This is a genomic window from Streptomyces sp. NPDC003327 (assembly GCF_053589515.1).
In genome coordinates this window covers 31,360-47,235 of sequence record NZ_JBSFSA010000019.1, presented here as the reverse complement: position 1 = coordinate 47,235, position 15,876 = coordinate 31,360, and the positions used below count along the sequence as shown (strand labels likewise).

16 protein-coding genes are annotated in these 15,876 nt (G+C 72.8%); 5 read left to right on the top strand and 11 right to left on the bottom strand.

Going from position 1 to position 15,876, the window contains the following annotated elements:
• Nucleotides 1–2: 2 nt before the first annotated feature.
• The 3 genes from ACWDVG_RS17310 to ACWDVG_RS17300 form a co-directional block, all read right to left on the bottom strand.
• Nucleotides 3–1,061: an ABC transporter substrate-binding protein gene (locus ACWDVG_RS17310; RefSeq protein ID WP_451700060.1), complete on the bottom strand. Its 1,059-nt coding sequence runs from the start codon at nucleotides 1,059–1,061 to the stop codon at nucleotides 3–5.
• A gap of 377 nt (nucleotides 1,062–1,438) precedes the next feature.
• Nucleotides 1,439–1,861: an ATP-binding protein gene (locus tag ACWDVG_RS17305; RefSeq protein ID WP_451700059.1), complete on the bottom strand. Its 423-nt coding sequence runs from the start codon at nucleotides 1,859–1,861 to the stop codon at nucleotides 1,439–1,441.
• On the bottom strand, nucleotides 1,861–2,181 hold the full coding sequence (locus ACWDVG_RS17300) for a hypothetical protein (RefSeq protein WP_451700058.1): 321 nt from the start codon (nucleotides 2,179–2,181) through the stop codon (nucleotides 1,861–1,863). Before ACWDVG_RS17300 ends, ACWDVG_RS17305 begins: the two co-directional genes overlap by 1 nt.
• Nucleotides 2,182–2,438: 257 nt before the next feature.
• Here ACWDVG_RS17300 and ACWDVG_RS17295 point away from each other — a divergent pair, with 257 nt between their 5' ends.
• Together ACWDVG_RS17295 and ACWDVG_RS17290 are read left to right on the top strand one after the other, a co-directional pair.
• Nucleotides 2,439–3,302: a helix-turn-helix domain-containing protein gene (locus tag ACWDVG_RS17295; RefSeq protein ID WP_451700056.1), complete on the top strand. Its 864-nt coding sequence runs from the start codon at nucleotides 2,439–2,441 to the stop codon at nucleotides 3,300–3,302.
• A gap of 6 nt (nucleotides 3,303–3,308) precedes the next feature.
• A complete protein-coding gene (locus tag ACWDVG_RS17290; RefSeq protein ID WP_451700055.1) occupies nucleotides 3,309–3,518 on the top strand; it encodes a DUF397 domain-containing protein in 210 nt (69 codons plus the stop codon).
• Nucleotides 3,519–3,619: 101 nt separating this feature from the next.
• Here ACWDVG_RS17290 and ACWDVG_RS17285 read toward each other — a convergent pair whose 3' ends face one another.
• From ACWDVG_RS17285 to ACWDVG_RS17270, 4 genes are read right to left on the bottom strand one after another with little or no spacing between them, the layout of a single operon-like run.
• Complete coding sequence (locus ACWDVG_RS17285) at nucleotides 3,620–4,780, bottom strand: acyl-CoA dehydrogenase family protein (RefSeq protein WP_451700054.1); 1,161 nt, start codon at nucleotides 4,778–4,780, stop codon at nucleotides 3,620–3,622.
• Nucleotides 4,781–4,782: 2 nt separating this feature from the next.
• Entirely contained in the window at nucleotides 4,783–5,721 is a 939-nt protein-coding gene (locus tag ACWDVG_RS17280; protein WP_451700053.1) for a hydroxymethylglutaryl-CoA lyase, read from the bottom strand.
• On the bottom strand, nucleotides 5,718–7,655 hold the full coding sequence (locus ACWDVG_RS17275; RefSeq protein ID WP_451700052.1) for an acetyl/propionyl/methylcrotonyl-CoA carboxylase subunit alpha: 1,938 nt from the start codon (nucleotides 7,653–7,655) through the stop codon (nucleotides 5,718–5,720). The genes ACWDVG_RS17280 and ACWDVG_RS17275 overlap by 4 nt, the downstream gene beginning before the upstream one ends.
• A gap of 11 nt (nucleotides 7,656–7,666) precedes the next feature.
• Complete coding sequence (locus ACWDVG_RS17270) at nucleotides 7,667–9,274, bottom strand: carboxyl transferase domain-containing protein (RefSeq protein ID WP_451700051.1); 1,608 nt, start codon at nucleotides 9,272–9,274, stop codon at nucleotides 7,667–7,669.
• 87 nt (nucleotides 9,275–9,361) lie between these two features.
• Between ACWDVG_RS17270 and ACWDVG_RS17265 the strand changes: the two genes are divergently transcribed.
• Together ACWDVG_RS17265 and ACWDVG_RS17260 are read left to right on the top strand one after the other, a co-directional pair.
• Complete coding sequence (locus tag ACWDVG_RS17265) at nucleotides 9,362–9,949, top strand: SACE_7040 family transcriptional regulator (protein ID WP_451700050.1); 588 nt, start codon at nucleotides 9,362–9,364, stop codon at nucleotides 9,947–9,949.
• Nucleotides 9,950–10,025: 76 nt separating this feature from the next.
• Entirely contained in the window at nucleotides 10,026–10,808 is a 783-nt protein-coding gene (locus ACWDVG_RS17260) for a phosphatase (RefSeq protein ID WP_451700049.1), read from the top strand.
• A gap of 2 nt (nucleotides 10,809–10,810) precedes the next feature.
• On the opposite strand, the gene ACWDVG_RS17255 is transcribed toward ACWDVG_RS17260, so the two are convergent.
• The 4 genes from ACWDVG_RS17255 to ACWDVG_RS17240 all read right to left on the bottom strand — a co-directional run bounded on the left by ACWDVG_RS17255 (nucleotide 10,811) and on the right by ACWDVG_RS17240 (nucleotide 15,096).
• Nucleotides 10,811–11,749 (bottom strand): cation diffusion facilitator family transporter, encoded by a 939-nt coding sequence (locus ACWDVG_RS17255; protein ID WP_451700048.1) that lies wholly within the window; start codon nucleotides 11,747–11,749, stop codon nucleotides 10,811–10,813.
• A gap of 22 nt (nucleotides 11,750–11,771) precedes the next feature.
• The gene (locus ACWDVG_RS17250) at nucleotides 11,772–12,632 is read right to left on the bottom strand and encodes an acyl-CoA thioesterase (protein WP_451700047.1); all 861 of its coding nucleotides are present in this window, start codon (nucleotides 12,630–12,632) and stop codon (nucleotides 11,772–11,774) included.
• Nucleotides 12,633–13,790 (bottom strand): acyl-CoA dehydrogenase family protein, encoded by a 1,158-nt coding sequence (locus ACWDVG_RS17245; RefSeq protein WP_451700046.1) that lies wholly within the window; start codon nucleotides 13,788–13,790, stop codon nucleotides 12,633–12,635. It abuts the gene before it with no gap.
• 76 nt (nucleotides 13,791–13,866) lie between these two features.
• Nucleotides 13,867–15,096, bottom strand: a complete 1,230-nt coding sequence (locus ACWDVG_RS17240; RefSeq protein WP_451700045.1) for a helix-turn-helix domain-containing protein — start codon at nucleotides 15,094–15,096, stop codon at nucleotides 13,867–13,869.
• A gap of 164 nt (nucleotides 15,097–15,260) precedes the next feature.
• On the opposite strand from ACWDVG_RS17240, the gene ACWDVG_RS17235 reads away from it, so the two are divergent.
• Entirely contained in the window at nucleotides 15,261–15,866 is a 606-nt protein-coding gene (locus ACWDVG_RS17235) for a hypothetical protein (protein WP_451700044.1), read from the top strand.
• Nucleotides 15,867–15,876: the final 10 nt, after the last annotated feature.

Sequence of the window (15,876 nt, the reverse complement as noted above, 5' to 3'; positions counted from 1 at the left end):
GGTCAGGACACCTTCTTCGCGTTCTCCAGCGCCTTCGCCAGGTCCTCCAGGAGCGGGGCGCACTTGGCGTAGGAGTAGATCGGCTCCGTCACGCGCGGGACGACCTGGCCGGCCTTGACGGCGGGCAGGGCGTTCCAGGTCGGCTTGGCCTTCAGCTGCTCCGGCTGGAGGGTGCCGGTGCGGTTGTCGAGGAGGATGACGTCGGCCTTGTACTTGTCGACGTTCTCCCAGCTGAGGAGCTCGAACCAGCCGCTCGGGTCCAGCTTGTCGGGCACGACGATGTCGACGCCCAGCTCCTTGAAGAAGAGGGTGTCGGTCGGGCGGACCGGCGTGGAGACGTAGAAGACGTCCGGGGCGCCGGAGCCGATGAGGACCTTGATGCCCTTCTTCGCCTTGGCGGCCTTGCGGACGCGCTCGGCGGCTGCCTCGAAGCGGGCCTTGTCGGCCTTGACCTTCGCGCTCTGCACGTCGCCGCCGAGGGAGGCGGCCAGGTCGGCGTGGCGCTGGAGGACGGACGGCATGGACTGGCCGGCGGCCCACAGCGCGACGCTCGGGGCGATCTTCAGGATCTTGGCCTTCTGCTCCTCGGGCACGTACCAGAGGGCGTTCTTCTCCCACATGTCCGTGATGAGGACCTCGGGCTGGAGCTTGAGGTACTCCTCGATCTTGAACTCGCCCCAGACGTTGCCGATGACCTTGACCTTCTCGATGTCGAGGTCGCCGGCCTGGACGTCGGCCGTCTTCTTCTTGGTCTTGGGGTCCTCGACGTACGTCGGGCCGAAGACGCCCACGACCTCGACGCCGAAGTCCTTGAGGGCGGCGGCCGTGCCGGTGAAGGCGACGATGTTCTTCGGGACGGACTTGGCCTTCACGACCTCGCCGCGGTCGTCCTTGAACTCCCAGGCGCCGGACTTGGCGGAGGCGGAGGAGGAGGGCGCGGAACCGCCGTCCTTCTTCGTGTCGCTGCCGCAGGCGGCGAGCGCGGCGCCGAGCCCGAGGGCGCCGCCGGCCGCGAGCAGGCCGCGGCGGGTGAGGGAAGTGGCTCGGGCGTTGCTGGGCATGGCGGTGTCGCTTTCGGTACGTGCCGGGGTCGGCCTGGGCAAGTCGAGGGTAGGTTAGCCTAACCTTCGTGCGATCAGTAGGGGTGGGGTCGCGAGCGGTAGATCACACGGGCAAGAGCTTGTCCGGCCAGGGGCTCGTCGATAACCGGCCACGGTGGGGCGGAGGCTGACCGAGCCTCCGGTGGTGCGGGCCGCTTGGGCGGGCTGGCGCCGCCCGATGGCGACACGTCCGGCGGACGAGGCCGCCGCCCCCGTGCCACGGCCGTCCGCCAGACGTTTCCTGGACCGTGCGTCTCCGGCCGCCCCGATGCCCGACGTGAAACGGCCCCGGCCGCCCGCCTGACGGAGGCGTCGGCGGGCGGTCGGGGGCGTGCCGGCTACGGCAGGTGGTGTGCCGTCAGTTCGGCCCAGACCAGCTTGCCCGGGCCCGGGCGGTCCGAGACGCCCCACTTCTCCGCGAGCGTGTCCACGAGCGGAAGCCCCCAGCCGCCCCCCGCGTCCGCCTCGGGCAGGGCCATCAGCGGCCGTTCCTCCGACGCGTCGTGGACCTCGATGCGGAGTCCGCCCGCGGTCGCGGCGAAGTGCGTCTCGATCTCCCGCCCCGGCACCCGTCCGTGCCGGACCGCGTTGGTCAGCAGCTCCGAGAGCACGAGCGACGCCGTGTCCTCGATGCCGCGCAAGCCCCACGCGTCCAGCGCCTCGCGCAGCGCGCGCCGGGCCAGGGGGACGCTCCTCGGGCCCTGGGGCCACCTCAGGACGAGGGGTTCGCCTTCGTGCGGGGCGGTGGTGGGCTGCTCCATCAGGCCGCCACCTCCACACCGTGGATCCGCCGGGGCCCCACGTCGACACCGTGGACGGCCAGCCACAGCGCCCGTCGCCGCTGCCGCTGCAACCGGGCCTGTTCTCTTTCCTCGTGGGCGACGACGTACGGACGTACGAGCCGGCAGTCCTCGCCCCTGAGGACGGGCACGCCGCGGTGGGGAGGCGCGACGGGCCCGCAGGGCGCGACGGCCACCGCCGCCGGGGGCCGGGCCGAGCCGGCGGGCCGCCGCCGGCGACCGGTCGGCGGAAGTAACAGACGCAGGAGCAGCCCGACGAGACGGGCGATAGGGTGACGCACGTTGACGCTCCTTCGAAGCGTTGGCCATGCCCCCGGACCGCTGCAACGGTCGCGGGGGTCTCCTGTTTCACGCAGGTCAGCGGGACACCGTTCCCGTCGCGTGGCGCGACCGGGCGGTGACCGTACGCGCAGCATGCCTTCGCAGTGCTGAAGAACGCAAGGGTTGCGAAATTCCGCTACGTGTTCGAACGAGTTGAGCTTCTGCGGGGTGAGCACGCACACTCCCAGGTACCACCCGGCAGAGAGGGGAACGCAGCATGCCGGAGAAGCGCCCGCGTCCACCGACCGTCAGACTGCGGCGGCTCGCCGCCGAGTTGAGGAAGCTGCGCGCGTCGGCGGGGCTCACGCGTGAGGACGTGACGGAGCGGACGGGGATCAACGCGGTGACGCTCTACCGCATCGAGCGGTCGCGCGCACGACCGCAGAAGCGCACTCTCGTCGGCCTGCTGGACCTGTACGAGGCCGACGACAAGCAGCGGTCAGATCTGCTGGCGCTCCAGAGCGGTTCGTACGATCAGGGCTGGCTGCGGCCGTATCACTCCGAACTGCCGGAGGAGTACACCGCGTACATCGGATTCGAGGCGGAAGCCCGGACAGTCCGGAACTACGAGTCGCTGTTCATCCCCGGCCTCGCGCAGACCGAGCACTACGCCCGGGAAGTGATCAAGGGCGTACTGCCGATGGCCGGTCAGAAGCAGGTCGAGCAGCGCGTCCAGGCACGCATGGAGCGGCAGACCGTCCTGGCCAAGGACCGACCGCTTCAACTCCGGGCCATCGTGGACGAGGCCGCCTTGCGGCGCCGGGTCGGCGGCCCGCACGTCATGCGGGAGCAGGTGCGTCATCTGCTGCGGCTCGCTTCCGAGCCGAACGTGACGTTCCAGGTGATCCCTTTCGAGAAGGGCGCCCATGCCGGGATGACGGGCAGCTTCGTGCACATGGACTTTCCGGACCCGGACGACCCGGAGCTGGTCTACCTGGACACGCCCGCCGGCGATCTGTTCCTGGAGTCGGAAACGGAGATCCGGCGCTACACATCGATGTTCGAGCACCTGCAAGCGGTGGCTCTGGGGCCGACCGGCAGCGCCGACCTGCTGGCGAGGCTCGCGGAAGAGAGAGGGTGAAAGGGAATGCTGGAAAGGCCGTACGATCCGGCGACGCTCGCGTGGCGGAGCAGCAGCCACAGCAGTGGGGACGGGCAGTGCGTCGAGGTCTCGGACGACCTCCGGGGAGCTGTGCCCGTACGCGACAGCAAGGCGCCCGCCGGGCCGCACGTGGCCTTCGGGGCGCAGGCGTGGACGTCGTTCGTCGGAGCGCTGAAGGACCGGCGCCTGGGGTGATCCCCCGACCCTCCGTGGGGGCGCCGTCAGGCACGCGTGCCCGTCGCCCACCGAGGGGTGGGCGACGGGCACACGGAAGACCCGCGGCACCGACTCACGCGTCAGGCCGGAAGCCCCAGTTCCCGGGCGATCAGCATGCGCTGGACCTCGCTCGTGCCCTCGCCGATCTCCAGGATCTTGGAGTCGCGCCACATCCGGGCCACCGGGTACTCGTTCATGAAGCCGTAGCCGCCGTGGATCTGGGTCGCCTCGCGGGCGTTGTCCACCGCCACCGTGGAGGAATAGAGCTTCGCGAGCGCCGCCTCCTTCTTGAACGGCTCGCCCATGACGAGGCGCGAGGCCGCGTCCCGCCAGCCGATGCGGGCCATGTGGGCCCGCATCTCCATGTCGGCGATCTTGAACTGGATGGCCTGGTTCTCGGCGATCGGACGGCCGAAGGCGTGACGTTCCTTCGCGTACGTCACCGACTCGTCGACACAGCCCTGGGCGAGGCCCGTCGCCAGCGCGGCGATCGCCACCCGGCCCTCGTCCAGGATCCGCAGGAACTGGGCGTAGCCGCGGCCCTCCTCGCCGAGGAGGTTCTCCACCGGGACGCGGACGTCGTCGAAGGAGAGCTCCCGGGTGTCCGAGGCGTTCCAGCCGACCTTCGAGTACGGGGCGGCGACCGTGAAGCCGGGGGTGCCCGAGGGGACGATGATCGAGGAGATCAGGGGGCGGCCGTCCGGCTTGCGTCCGGTGACCGCCGTGACCGTCACCAGACCCGTGATGTCCGTACCGGAGTTGGTGATGAAGCACTTCGAGCCGTTGATGACCCAGTGGTCGCCGTCCCGGACGGCGGTCGTGCGGGTGCCGCCCGCGTCGCTGCCCGCGCCGGGCTCGGTCAGGCCGAACGCGCCGAGCACCTCGCCCGCGCACAGCTTCGGCAGCCACTCCCGCTTCTGCTCCTCGGTGCCGAAGCGGTAGACCGGCATGGCGCCCAGCGAGACGCCCGCCTCCAGGGTGATGGCCACGGAGGAGTCCACCCGCGCCAGTTCCTCCAGGGCGATGCCGAGCGCCAGGTAGTCGCCGCCCATGCCGCCGTACTCCTCGGGGAACGGCAGGCCGAACAGGCCCATGCGGCCCATCTCGGCGACGATCTCGTACGGGAACTCGTGCCGCTCGTAGTAGTCGCCGATCTTCGGCGCCACGACGTCGTGGGCGAACTGCTCGACGGTGCGGCGCAGTTCCTCGTGCTCTTCGGAGAGCCGGTGGTCGAGGGACATGGTCAGGACTCCTTGTGGGAGAGCGCGCGGACGGTACGGGACGGGCTCGGGCGGCCCAGTTGGTCGGCCATCCACCCGCTCGTGGCGGTGAGGGCGGCCAGGTCGACCCCGGTCTCGATGCCGAGGCCGTCGAGCATCCACACGAGGTCCTCGGTGGCGAGGTTGCCGGTCGCGCTCTTCGCGTACGGGCAGCCGCCGAGGCCGCCCGCGGAGGCGTCGACCGTGGTCACCCCGTGCCGCAGCGCGGCCAGGGTGTTGGACAGGGCCTGCCCGTAGGTGTCGTGGAAGTGCACGGCGATACGGGAGGTGGGCACCCCGGCCGCGTTCAGCGCGGTCAGCAGCGCCCCCACGTGGCCCGGGGTGGCGACGCCGATGGTGTCGCCGAGGCTCAGCTCGTCGCAGCCCATGTCGGCGAGCGCCTTCGTGACCCGGACGACCTGCTCGATCGGGACGGCGCCCTCCCAGGGGTCGCCGAAGCACATCGACAGGTAGCCGCGGACCCGCAGCCCCGCCTCTATGGCCCGGGTGACGACCGGCCGGAACATGGCGAGCGCCTCGTCGACCGTCCGGTTGAGGTTCGCCCGGGCGAAGGACTCGGTGGCGGAGGCGAAGACGGCGACCTCACGGGCCCCCAGATCGAGGGCCCGGTCGAGCCCCCGCTCGTTCGGCACCAGCACCGGCAGCCGGACGGGCAGGTCCCGGACCTGCGGGAACAGCGCCTCGGCGTCGGCGAGCTGGGGGACCCACTTCGGGTGGACGAAGCTGGTCGCCTCGACGGTCCCGAGCCCGGCGGCGGCGAGCCGCCGGACGAACTCCGCCTTCACCTCGGTCGGGACGGCCGTCTTCTCGTTCTGCAGCCCGTCCCGGGGCCCCACCTCGTGGATCCGGACCCGCGCCGGGAGCGCCGGGTCGGCCACGGTCATCGGCAGACCGCCGCTCATGCCGTTCCCTCCTCGTCGCGGGGCGCCACGACCGCCAGGACCTGGTCCATGGCGACGGCCGTGCCGGGCGTGACGTCCAGTTCGGTGACGGTGCCGGCGTGCGGGGCGGAGATGACGTGCTCCATCTTCATCGCCTCCACGACGAGCAGGCTCTGCCCGGCCTCCACCTCGTCCCCGACGGCCACCTTCACGACGGTGACGGTGCCGGGCATCGGCGCGGCGAGCGTGTCGGCCCCGCCGTGCCGGGCACCGGACAGGGCCGCGGCCACGGGGTCGTGGTCCTGCACGTGCCAGGCGTCGCCGTCCCGGCCCAGCCAGGCCCCGGCGCGCCGGAAGTGGTGGGTGACGCCGTCGACGGTGACGGTCACCGTCCGGTCCGTCACCCGCGCGCCCGCGGGCACCCCGTGAGTGACGGGGTCGAGGCCCGGCACGCGGAACGGGAAGGCGAGCGGGCGCGGGGCACCGCCGAGGCGCCAGCCGCTCGGCACCGAGAACGGGTCCGTCCAGCCGTCCCGCTCCACCGGGGCCAGCTCCGCGTGCCGTACCGCCGCGGCCGCCGCGTACACCTCGTCCGGCACGCCCCGCGGGATCAGCGACTCCGCGTCACGCTCCACCAGGCCGGTGTCCAGGTCGCCGGAGACGACGTCGGGGTGGGCGAGCAGGCGGCGCAGGAAGCCCGCGTTGGTGGGGACGCCGAGCGTCACCGTCTCCGCGAGCGCGGCGCGCAGCCTGCGCAGGGCCGTGGGGCGGTCCTTGGCGTGGACGATGACCTTCGACAGCATCGGGTCGTAGAGGGACGAGACCTCCGCGCCCTCCGTCAGGCCCGAGTCCGTGCGGACGCCGTTCCCCTGCGGCTCGTCCAGCGCGAGGACCGTGCCGCCGGACGGCAGGAAGCCGCGCGAGGGGTCCTCCGCGCAGATCCGGGCCTCGATCGCCCAGCCGTCGAGCCGCACCTCGTCCTGCGCGAAGTCGAGCGGCTCGCCCGCCGCCACCCGCAGCTGCCACTCCACCAGGTCGAGGCCGGTGATCAGCTCGGTCACCGGGTGCTCGACCTGGAGGCGGGTGTTCATCTCCATGAAGTAGTACTGGGACGGGTCGCCGCCCGGCACGATGAACTCGACCGTGCCCGCGCCCACATAGCCGCAGGACCGGGCCGCCTCCACCGCCGCCGCGCCCATCGCCGCGCGGGTCTCCGCGTCGAGGAGGACGCTCGGGGCCTCCTCGATGATCTTCTGGTGGCGGCGCTGGAGCGAGCACTCGCGCTCGCCGAGGTGCACCACGTTCCCGTGGGCGTCGGCGAGGACCTGGATCTCGATGTGCCGGGGCCGGTCGATCCACCGCTCCACGAGCAGCGTGTCGTCGCCGAACGAGGCCCGCGCCTCGCGCCGCGCCGCCGCGATCTCCTCGTCCAGGACGGCGAGGTCCCGCACCAGCCGCATGCCCTTGCCGCCGCCGCCCGCGCTCGGCTTGAGCAGCACGGGAGCGCCCAGCGCGCGGGCCGCGTCCGCGAGTTCGGGGTCGGCGGCGCCGGGGACCACGGGGACGCCCGCGGCCTTCACGGTCTCCTTGGCGCGGATCTTGTCGCCCATGAGGGCGATCGCCTCGGCGGACGGGCCGATGAAGACGAGGCCCGCGTCGGCGCAGGCCTGCGCGAACCCGGCGTTCTCCGCGAGGAAGCCGTAGCCGGGGTGGACGGCCTGCGCGCCGGTGCGGCGGGCGGCGTCGAGCAGGGCGGGGACGGAGAGGTAGGACTCGGTGGCCGGCGGCGGACCGATCCGTACCGCCGTGTCCGCCTCCCGTACGTGCCGGGCGTCGGCGTCGGCGTCGCTGTACACGGCCACCGAGCGGACGCCGAGCGCCCGCAGGGTGCGGATGACGCGGACGGCGATCTCGCCCCGGTTGGCCACCAGGACGGTGTCGAACATGTGCTGCATCCTCTGGGTCCTCACATCCGGAAGACGCCGAACTGGGGGTCACCCAGGGGCGCGTTGGCACAGGCGGTCAGGGCGAGGCCGAGGACCTGCCGGGTCTCCAGCGGGTCGATGACGCCGTCGTCCCAGAGCCGGGCGGTCGCGTAGTAGGCGTTGCCCTGGCTGTCGTACTGCTCGCGGATCGGCGCCTTGAAGGCCTCTTCCTCCTCCGCGCTCCACGCGTCGCCGAGCTGGTCGCGCTTGACGGTGGCGAGGACGGAGGCGGCCTGCTCGCCGCCCATGACCGAGATCTTGGCGTTGGGCCACATCCACAGGAAGCGGGGGGAGTACGCCCGGCCGCACATGGAGTAGTTGCCCGCGCCGTACGAACCGCCGACGACCACCGTCAGCTTGGGGACGCGGGTGGTGGCCACCGCCGTCACCATCTTGGCGCCGTGCTTGGCGATGCCGCCGTGCTCGTACGCCTTGCCGACCATGAAGCCGGTGATGTTCTGGAGGAACACCAGCGGGATGCCGCGCTGGTCGCACAGCTCGATGAAGTGCGCGCCCTTCTGCGCCGACTCGGCGAACAGGATGCCGTTGTTGGCGACGATCCCGACCGGGTGGCCGTGGATCCGGGCGAAGCCGGTGACCAGCGTCTGCCCGTACTCGGCCTTGAACTCCTGGAAGCGGGAGCCGTCCACCACGCGGGCGATGACCTCGCGCACGTCGTACGGGGTGCGGGAGTCGACCGGCACCGCGCCGTACAGCCCCGCCGGGTCGACCTTCGGCTCCTCGGCCGGCTCGACCGACCAGGGCAGCGGGCCGCGCTCGGGCAGGGTCGCCACGATGTTCCGGACGATGCGCAGCGCGTGGGCGTCGTCCTCCGCGAGGTGGTCGGTGACGCCGGAGGTGCGGGAGTGGACCTCGCCGCCGCCCAGCTCCTCGGCGGTGACCACCTCGCCGGTCGCCGCCTTCACGAGCGGCGGACCGCCCAGGAAGATCGTCCCCTGGTTCCGTACGATCACGGCCTCGTCGCTCATCGCGGGGACGTACGCGCCGCCGGCGGTGCAGGAGCCGAGGACGGCCGCGATCTGCGGGATGCCGGCGCCGGACATCCGGGCCTGGTTGTAGAAGATCCGGCCGAAGTGCTCGCGGTCCGGGAAGACCTCGTCCTGCATCGGCAGGAAGGCGCCGCCGGAGTCCACCAGGTAGAGGCAGGGGAGACGATTCTCCAGCGCCACCTCCTGGGCCCGGAGGTGCTTCTTGACGGTCATCGGGTAGTACGTGCCGCCCTTGACGGTCGCGTCGTTGGCGACGATCACGCACTCCCGGCCGGAGACCCGGCCGATGCCCGCGATGACGCCCGCCGCCGGGGCCTGGTCGTCGTACATGCCGTTGGCCGCGAGGGGGGCCAGCTCCAGGAAGGGCGAACCCGGGTCGAGGAGGGTGTCCACCCGGTCGCGCGGCAGCAGCTTCCCCCGCGCGGTGTGGCGGGCGCGCGACTTCTCGCCGCCGCCGAGCGCCGCCGCGGCGAGCTTGGCGCGCAGGGTCCCGGCCAGCTCCAGATGGGCCGCCTCGTTGGCCTGCCAGGCCTCCGACGCGGGATCCGCCGCGCTCGTCAGCACAGGTGCCTGCTGCATCGATCGAGCTCCCTTGCTCGGTTAATGAGCGTTAACGTACGGCGTTCAGGTTAACGACCGCTAACCGGGTTGTCTAGAATCGAATCCATGACCACGAGCCCGACCCGGACGGACGCGCCGACCCGGCGCGAGCAGATCCTCAAGGAGGCCGCGCGCCTCTTCGCCGAGCGCGGGTTCCACGGCGTCGGCGTCGACGAGATAGGCGCCGCCGTCGGCATCAGCGGCCCCGGCCTCTACCGGCACTTCCCCGGCAAGGACGCGATGCTCGCCGAGCTGCTCATCGGCATCAGCGAGCGGCTCCTCGACGGCGGGCGGCTGCGGGCGTCGGCGTCCCACGGCGACGCCGAGGCCGTCCTCGCCTCCCTCATCGACGGCCACATCGACTTCGCGCTGGACGACCGGCCGCTCATCACCCTCCACGACCGGGAGCTGGACCGGCTGCGGGAGGAGGACCGCAAGCGCGTGCGGCAGCTCCAGCGGCGGTACGTCGAGCTGTGGGTGGAGGTCGTACGGGAGCTGTACCCGGCCCCGTCCGAGGACGAGGCCCGGACGGCGGTCCACGCCGTGTTCGGCCTCCTGAACTCCACCCCGCACCTGGCGGCCCTGGCCCGCGCCGACCTCGAACGGCTCCTGCGCAACCTCGCCCACGGCGCCTTCGCCGCCCTCTCCGGCTGACCGGGAGGCCCCCGTCCGCCCGCCCGGCGGCCGGGTACGGGCCCGGGGGAGGGGCGGGGGCGGCAGAATGACGGTCATGCCGATACTCAGCCGCGAAGCCCTCGTCGAGCACCTCGTCCGCACCCGCATCGCGGGCGACGTCGCCACCCCCCGCGACAACAACCTCGCCCACTACCGCCGCCTCGCCAACGGCGACCGCCACTACTGGCTCGGCCTGGAGCTCGGGGACCGGTGGACCGACGAGCAGGACGTGCTCGCGGTGATGGCGGAGCGCTGCGGCGTCGTCGACGACCCGGCGCACCGGACCGGCCAGGACACCATCGACCCCGAGCTGACGGTGGACGCGCTCGACCGCATGGCGGAGCGGCTGAAGCAGGCCGCTGCCGCCCGCGAGAGGGTGCTCTTCGCGACCGGCCACCCCGGCTCGCTCATCGACGCGCACAGCCGGGTCGCCGCCGCGCTGCGCGCCCAGGGCTGCGACGTCGTCCGCATCCCGGGCGGTCTCGTCGCCGACGAGGGGTACGTCGTGCAGTTCGCCGACGTCGCCGTCTTCGAGCGGGGTGCCAGCCTCTGGCACACCCACTCCCCGGAGCCGATGAACGCGATCCTGGACGGCCTGGAGCGGCTCGGCGAGCCCGCCCCCGACCTGGTGGTCGCCGACCACGGCTGGGCGGGCCGGGCGGCGCAGCGGGGCCTGGACTCCGTCGGCTACGCGGACTGCAACGACCCGGCGCTGTTCCTCGCGGAGGCCGAGGGCACGATGCGGGTCACGGTCCCGCTCGACGACCACGTGGTCGACCCCCGTTACTACGAGCCGCTGACGGCGTACGTGCTGCACGCCGCGGGCCTCCTGGTCTGACCTCACGGCCGCGGGGCGACCCCGGGGGTCGGATCGAGGTAGACACGGCGGATCGCGGGGAAGCGCTCGCGCAGCTGCTGTTCGGCGTCCTCGCAGGCCCACTCGACCTGCGCCGCCGAGGCCACGTCCCGGAAGTCGACCTTCGCGGCGACGAGGACCTCGCCGGGGCCCTGGATGAGGGTGACCAGGTCGAGGACGCCGACGACGTGCGGGACGGAGAGGATCTCCTCGCGGATGCCGTCCCGCACCGGCCGGGGCACCGGCCGCCCGACGAGCAGCTCGGCGTTGGAGCGGCCGAGCACCCAGGCGACGTACACGAGGAGCGTGCCGATCAGGATCGAGGCGACGCCGTCCCAGACGCCGGAGCCGGTGAGCTGCCCGCCGAGCAGGCCGCCGGCGGCGAGCAGCAGGCCGACGAGAGCGGCGGAGTCCTCCAGGACGACCGCCTTGACGGTGGTGTCGGGGGTGAGTCGCAGGTACGCGGCGAAGGAGGCCCGCCTCCGCTCGGCCTCCGCCCTGACCTGCCGGACGCCGGTGCGCAGGGAGAAGCCCTCCAGGACGAAGGCGACGCCGAGCACGACGTACGAGAGGAGCGGGTCGCCGAGCTCCTCGCCGTGGGTGAGGGTGTGGACGCCGTCGTAGACGGAGAAGACGGCGCCGCCGACGAAGGTGGCGACGGCGGCGAGCATCGCCCACACGTACCGCTCGCCCGCGTACCCGACCGGGTGGTCCTCGTCGGCGGGCTTCTCGCTCCGCTTGAGCGCGGTGAGCAGCATGACCTCGGTGACGGTGTCGGCCACCGAGTGGGCGGCCTCCGAGAGCATCGCGCTCGACCCGCTGACGACGCCCGCGACGGCCTTGGCGGCGGCGATCCCGAGGTTCGCCGCCGCCGCCACGATCACGGTGAAGGTGCTCTCACCGTTCTGTCCGTTGCTCGCCATGACGGGACGGTATGTCCGGTCGTCAACGCGGGACGCGAACGACACCCTCCTGGATGACGGAGATCGCGAGCTTCCCGTCCCGGGTCCAGATCCGGGCCTGGCCGAGTCCGCGCCCCGCCGACGAGGAGGGCGACTCCTGGTCGTACAGGAGCCACTCGTCGGCGCGGAAGGGCCGGTGGAACCACATGGCGTGGTCCAGGGAGGCCCCGACGACGTCCCCGACGGCCCAGCCGCCGCGCCCGTGGGCGAGCAGCACGGAGTCGAGGAGCGTCATGTCGGAGACGTAGGTGGCGAGCACGACGTGGAGCAGCGGGGCGTCGGCGAGCTTGCCGCGCGTGCGGAACCACACCTGCGAGCGCGGCTCGCGCGGCTCCCCGACGGTGCCCCACGGCGGGGTCTCGACGTACCGCAGGTCGACCGCGGCCCGCGCCTCGATCAGCCGCCGGGCCACGTGCTCGGGCAGGTGCCGCGGCAGCGTCTCCTCGGCGGTCGGCAGCGTCTCCGGGTCCGGCGCGGCCGGCATGTCCGCCTGGTGGTCGAGCCCTTCCTCGTACGCCTGGAAGGAGGCGGAGAGGTGGAAGACCGGCTGCCCGTGCTGGACGGCGACGACCCGGCGGGTGGTGAAGGAGCGGCCGTCGCGGATGCGGTCGACGTTGTAGACGATCGGCGCGCCCGGGTCTCCGGCGCGCAGGAAGTACGCGTGCAGGGAGTGGGCGAGACGGTCCCCGGGGACGGTCCGCCCCGCCGCGACCAGCGCCTGGGCGGCCACCTGGCCGCCGAAGACGCGGGGGACGACGGCGGAGCGGGACCGGCCGCGGAAGATGTCCCGCTCGATCCGCTCCAGGTCGAGCAGATCGAGCAGGTCGTCGAGCGCTTCGGGCACTTACAGGCCCATCGACTTGGCGATGATCGACTTCATGATCTCGCTGGTGCCGCCGTAGATGCGGTTGACGCGGTTGTCGGCGTACAGACGGGCGATCGGGTACTCGTTCATGTAGCCGTAGCCGCCGTGCAGCTGGAGGCAGCGGTCGATCACGCGGTGGGCGACCTCGGTGCAGAACAGCTTGGCGCTCGCGGCCTCGGCCGGGGTCAGCTCGCCCGCGTCCAGGGCCTCCAGGGCGCGGTCGGCGACGGCCTCGGCCGCGTCCACCTCGGCCTGGCAGGCGGCCAGCTCGAACTTGGTGTTCTGGAAGTGGGCGACCGGCTTGCCGAAGACGGTGCGGTCGGTCACGTACTGCTGCGCGAACCGGACCGCGGCCTTGGCCTGCGCGTACGCGCCGAAGGCGATGCCCCAGCGCTCGGAGGCGAGGTTGTGGCCGAGGTAGGAGAAGCCCTTGCCCTCCTCGCCGAGCAGGTCCTCGACGGGCACCTTCACGTCGACGAACGCCAGCTCGGCGGTGTCGGAGGTGCGCAGGCCCAGCTTGTCCAGCTTGCGGCCGATGGAGTAGCCCTCGGACGTGGTGTCGACGGCGAAGAGGGAGATGCCGAAGCGGCGGTCCTCGGCGCTCGGGGCGGAGGTCCGGGCGCAGACGATGACGCGGTCGGCGTGGACGCCACCGGTGATGAAGGTCTTGGCGCCGTTGAGGACGTAGTGAGTGCCGTCCTCGGAGAGCTTGGCGGTGGTCTTCATGCCCGCGACGTCGGAGCCGGTGCCCGGCTCGGTCATCGCGAGGGCCCACATCTCCTCGCCGGTGACGAACTTCGGCAGGTAGCGCTTCTTCTGGTCCGCGGAGGCCAGCATCTTGATGTACGGCAGCGCGAGCAGCACGTGCACGCCGGAGCCGCCGAACTGGACGCCGGCGCGGGCGGTCTCCTCGTAGAGGACGGCCTCGAACTTGTGGGTGTCGAGCCCGGCCCCGCCGAACTCCTCGGGCACGTTGATGCCGAAGATCCCCAGCTCACCGAGCTTGTGGTAGAAGTCCCGCGGCGCCTGCCCGGCCGCGAACCACTCGTCGTAGACGGGAACGACCTCGGCCTCGATGAAGGCGCGGATGGTCTCCCGGAACGCCTCGTGGTCCTCGTTGAATACGGTACGGCGCACGGTACGACTCCTCCGGTGTGCGGGCCCACTTGCCTAAGCGCTTGCTCAGCGTGTCGTCTCCGAAGTTACCCAGCAGTCACCCACCCTGTCCAGACTCCTCCCCTGTGATCCAGGCACGCTTCACCGGGTCGTACCCGTACACGGGCCGCCCCTTCACCCCGCTCGTCCGGAAGGGCTTCCCGTCCTCGTCCCCGATCCGGACCGTGCCCCGGCGCCCCTCCGAGCTCCACTCCAGCTCCAGGTACCAGCGGCAGTCGCACCCCGCCGTCGCCGCCGTCACCAGCAGCTCCTCCGGCTCGGTGAGGCTGACCGCGTACGGGAAGGAGACCGCGGGCAGCGTCCGGCCCTCCGCACCGGAGGCGTCGTACCCGTCCAGCGCCCGCGCGACCGGCCGCGGCCGGTCGAGGTCCACCTCGAAGCGGCGCGGCGTCACCGCCCCGCCGCACCCCCCGTCCGTCCGGTACGCCGTCCACGGCAGCGGCGCGTCCCGCTGGACCACGCGCACGTGCAGCGCCTGGAGCACCACCGCCGCGGCGCCCTTCCCCTGCACCGACACCCGCACCTGCGTCTCCCCGCCGTGCACCGCCCCCTGCGCGGCCGCCCAGCGCTGCGCCTCGGCCGACTCCGGCGGGGGCGGCGGCGTCCGCTCCGCGAGGTAGGTGTGCCCGCACCCGTCCTGCCAGAGGTGCGACGCGGCCGTCCACGTCAGCGGCGCGGGCGGCACCTCCACCGCCCGCTCCCGCGCCTTTCCGGGCAGGAGTACGGCTCCGAGGGTCATCGCCCCCACGACCGCCAGCGCCCCGCCGACCAGGACCGGCCACGCCCACCGGCGGCGCCGTCGCGCGGACGGGAGGCCCGGCACGCGCGTGCGCACGGGCTCCAGCTCGGTCTCGGCGCCCGACTCGGCGCCCGGCCCGGCGTCGGGCCCGGGGCCGGGCGCGGGCTCCGGCTTCGGCGCCGCGGCGGGCTCCGGCTTCGACTCCTGCTCCGGCTTGGACTCCTGCTCCGGCTGGGGCGCCGGCCGCGGGACAGCGGCGGGCTTCGGGACCGGAGGGCGACGGGTGCGGTCCGCGCGGGTCCACGCGGCCTCCAGGACGCGCCGCTCCTCCTCCCCGGCCCCGCACAGCAGGGCCAGCCGGTCGACCACGGCGAACTCCTCCGGGACGGTCGCGCCCGAGCAGTAGCGGTGCAGCGTGGACGCGCTGACGCTCAGGCGCCGCCCCAGCGCCTCGAAACTCCGCCCGTCCCGCGCCTTCAGCGCGCGCACCAGCCCCGCGAACTCCTCGACGGCGGCGTCCTTCGGCATTCCATCCCCCTCGCCCCTGCGTCCCAGCCCTCACGTCCTTGCACGTCAGCGGGGGTGGAATGGTTCCGGGACGGGCGAGGGGCGCGTCACCGTTGCGGGCGGCGGGCGCCGGGCCCGAGGCTGGTGGAGCACTGACCGAACCACCCGACGGGGGATCCACCACCATGCGCTCGTTCCGCACCGCACTCGCCACCGCCGCCGCTGCCGCCCTGGGCCTCGCGGCCCTCGCCACGGCCCCGGCGCAGGCCGCCGCCCAGCCCGCCTTCCTCGCCGCCTCCCAGATGCCGCCGTCGTCCACGCCGTGGACCGCCACCCAGGTCTTCGCCGGCGTCCCGGAGAACGGCGGCGCCCTCTGCGCCACGTACAAGATCCCGGCGCAGAACTCCCGCTACCGCGAGTTCAGCACCGAGCTCGACACCAACGGCGTCCAGATCACCAACGTCGCCCGCACCGAGGCCGACGCCGTGAAGCTGGTCAACACCCTCCGCACGTCCCTCGCCGGCTGCGCCTCCCAGCTGGAGCAGCAGAACCCGGGCCTGGAGGCAGTCGGCGCGTACCACGGCAAGCTCGCCGTGGAGGAGGGCGCCTGGGTCTACAGCCTCGACACCGCCGACCCGCAGATCGGCAACTCCGACGTCCACCTCTTCTCCGTCGGCCGCGACGGCCGCACCGTCACCTTCGTCCGCTGGGGCCAGATGGGCGACCTCGCGGACGCCCCGCTGACCGCCTTCCGCACCACGACGAAGACGGCCGTGAACAAGCTGTACTGACCCGCCCCGT

Bases quoted from the DNA above. Each gene is read 5' to 3' on its own strand.
- ACWDVG_RS17310 (WP_451700060.1), bottom strand. From the start codon at position 1,061: ATGCCCAGCAACGCCCGAGCCACTTCCCTCACCCGCCGCGGCCTGCTC.
- ACWDVG_RS17305 (WP_451700059.1), bottom strand. From the start codon at position 1,861: ATGGAGCAGCCCACCACCGCCCCGCACGAAGGCGAACCCCTCGTCCTG.
- ACWDVG_RS17295 (WP_451700056.1), top strand. From the start codon at position 2,439: ATGCCGGAGAAGCGCCCGCGTCCACCGACCGTCAGACTGCGGCGGCTC.
- ACWDVG_RS17290 (WP_451700055.1), top strand. From the start codon at position 3,309: ATGCTGGAAAGGCCGTACGATCCGGCGACGCTCGCGTGGCGGAGCAGC.
- ACWDVG_RS17285 (WP_451700054.1), bottom strand. From the start codon at position 4,780: ATGTCCCTCGACCACCGGCTCTCCGAAGAGCACGAGGAACTGCGCCGC.
- ACWDVG_RS17280 (WP_451700053.1), bottom strand. From the start codon at position 5,721: ATGAGCGGCGGTCTGCCGATGACCGTGGCCGACCCGGCGCTCCCGGCG.
- ACWDVG_RS17275 (WP_451700052.1), bottom strand. From the start codon at position 7,655: ATGCAGCACATGTTCGACACCGTCCTGGTGGCCAACCGGGGCGAGATC.
- ACWDVG_RS17270 (WP_451700051.1), bottom strand. From the start codon at position 9,274: ATGCAGCAGGCACCTGTGCTGACGAGCGCGGCGGATCCCGCGTCGGAG.
- ACWDVG_RS17265 (WP_451700050.1), top strand. From the start codon at position 9,362: ATGACCACGAGCCCGACCCGGACGGACGCGCCGACCCGGCGCGAGCAG.
- ACWDVG_RS17260 (WP_451700049.1), top strand. From the start codon at position 10,026: ATGCCGATACTCAGCCGCGAAGCCCTCGTCGAGCACCTCGTCCGCACC.
- ACWDVG_RS17255 (WP_451700048.1), bottom strand. From the start codon at position 11,749: ATGGCGAGCAACGGACAGAACGGTGAGAGCACCTTCACCGTGATCGTG.
- ACWDVG_RS17240 (WP_451700045.1), bottom strand. From the start codon at position 15,096: ATGCCGAAGGACGCCGCCGTCGAGGAGTTCGCGGGGCTGGTGCGCGCG.
- ACWDVG_RS17235 (WP_451700044.1), top strand. From the start codon at position 15,261: ATGCGCTCGTTCCGCACCGCACTCGCCACCGCCGCCGCTGCCGCCCTG.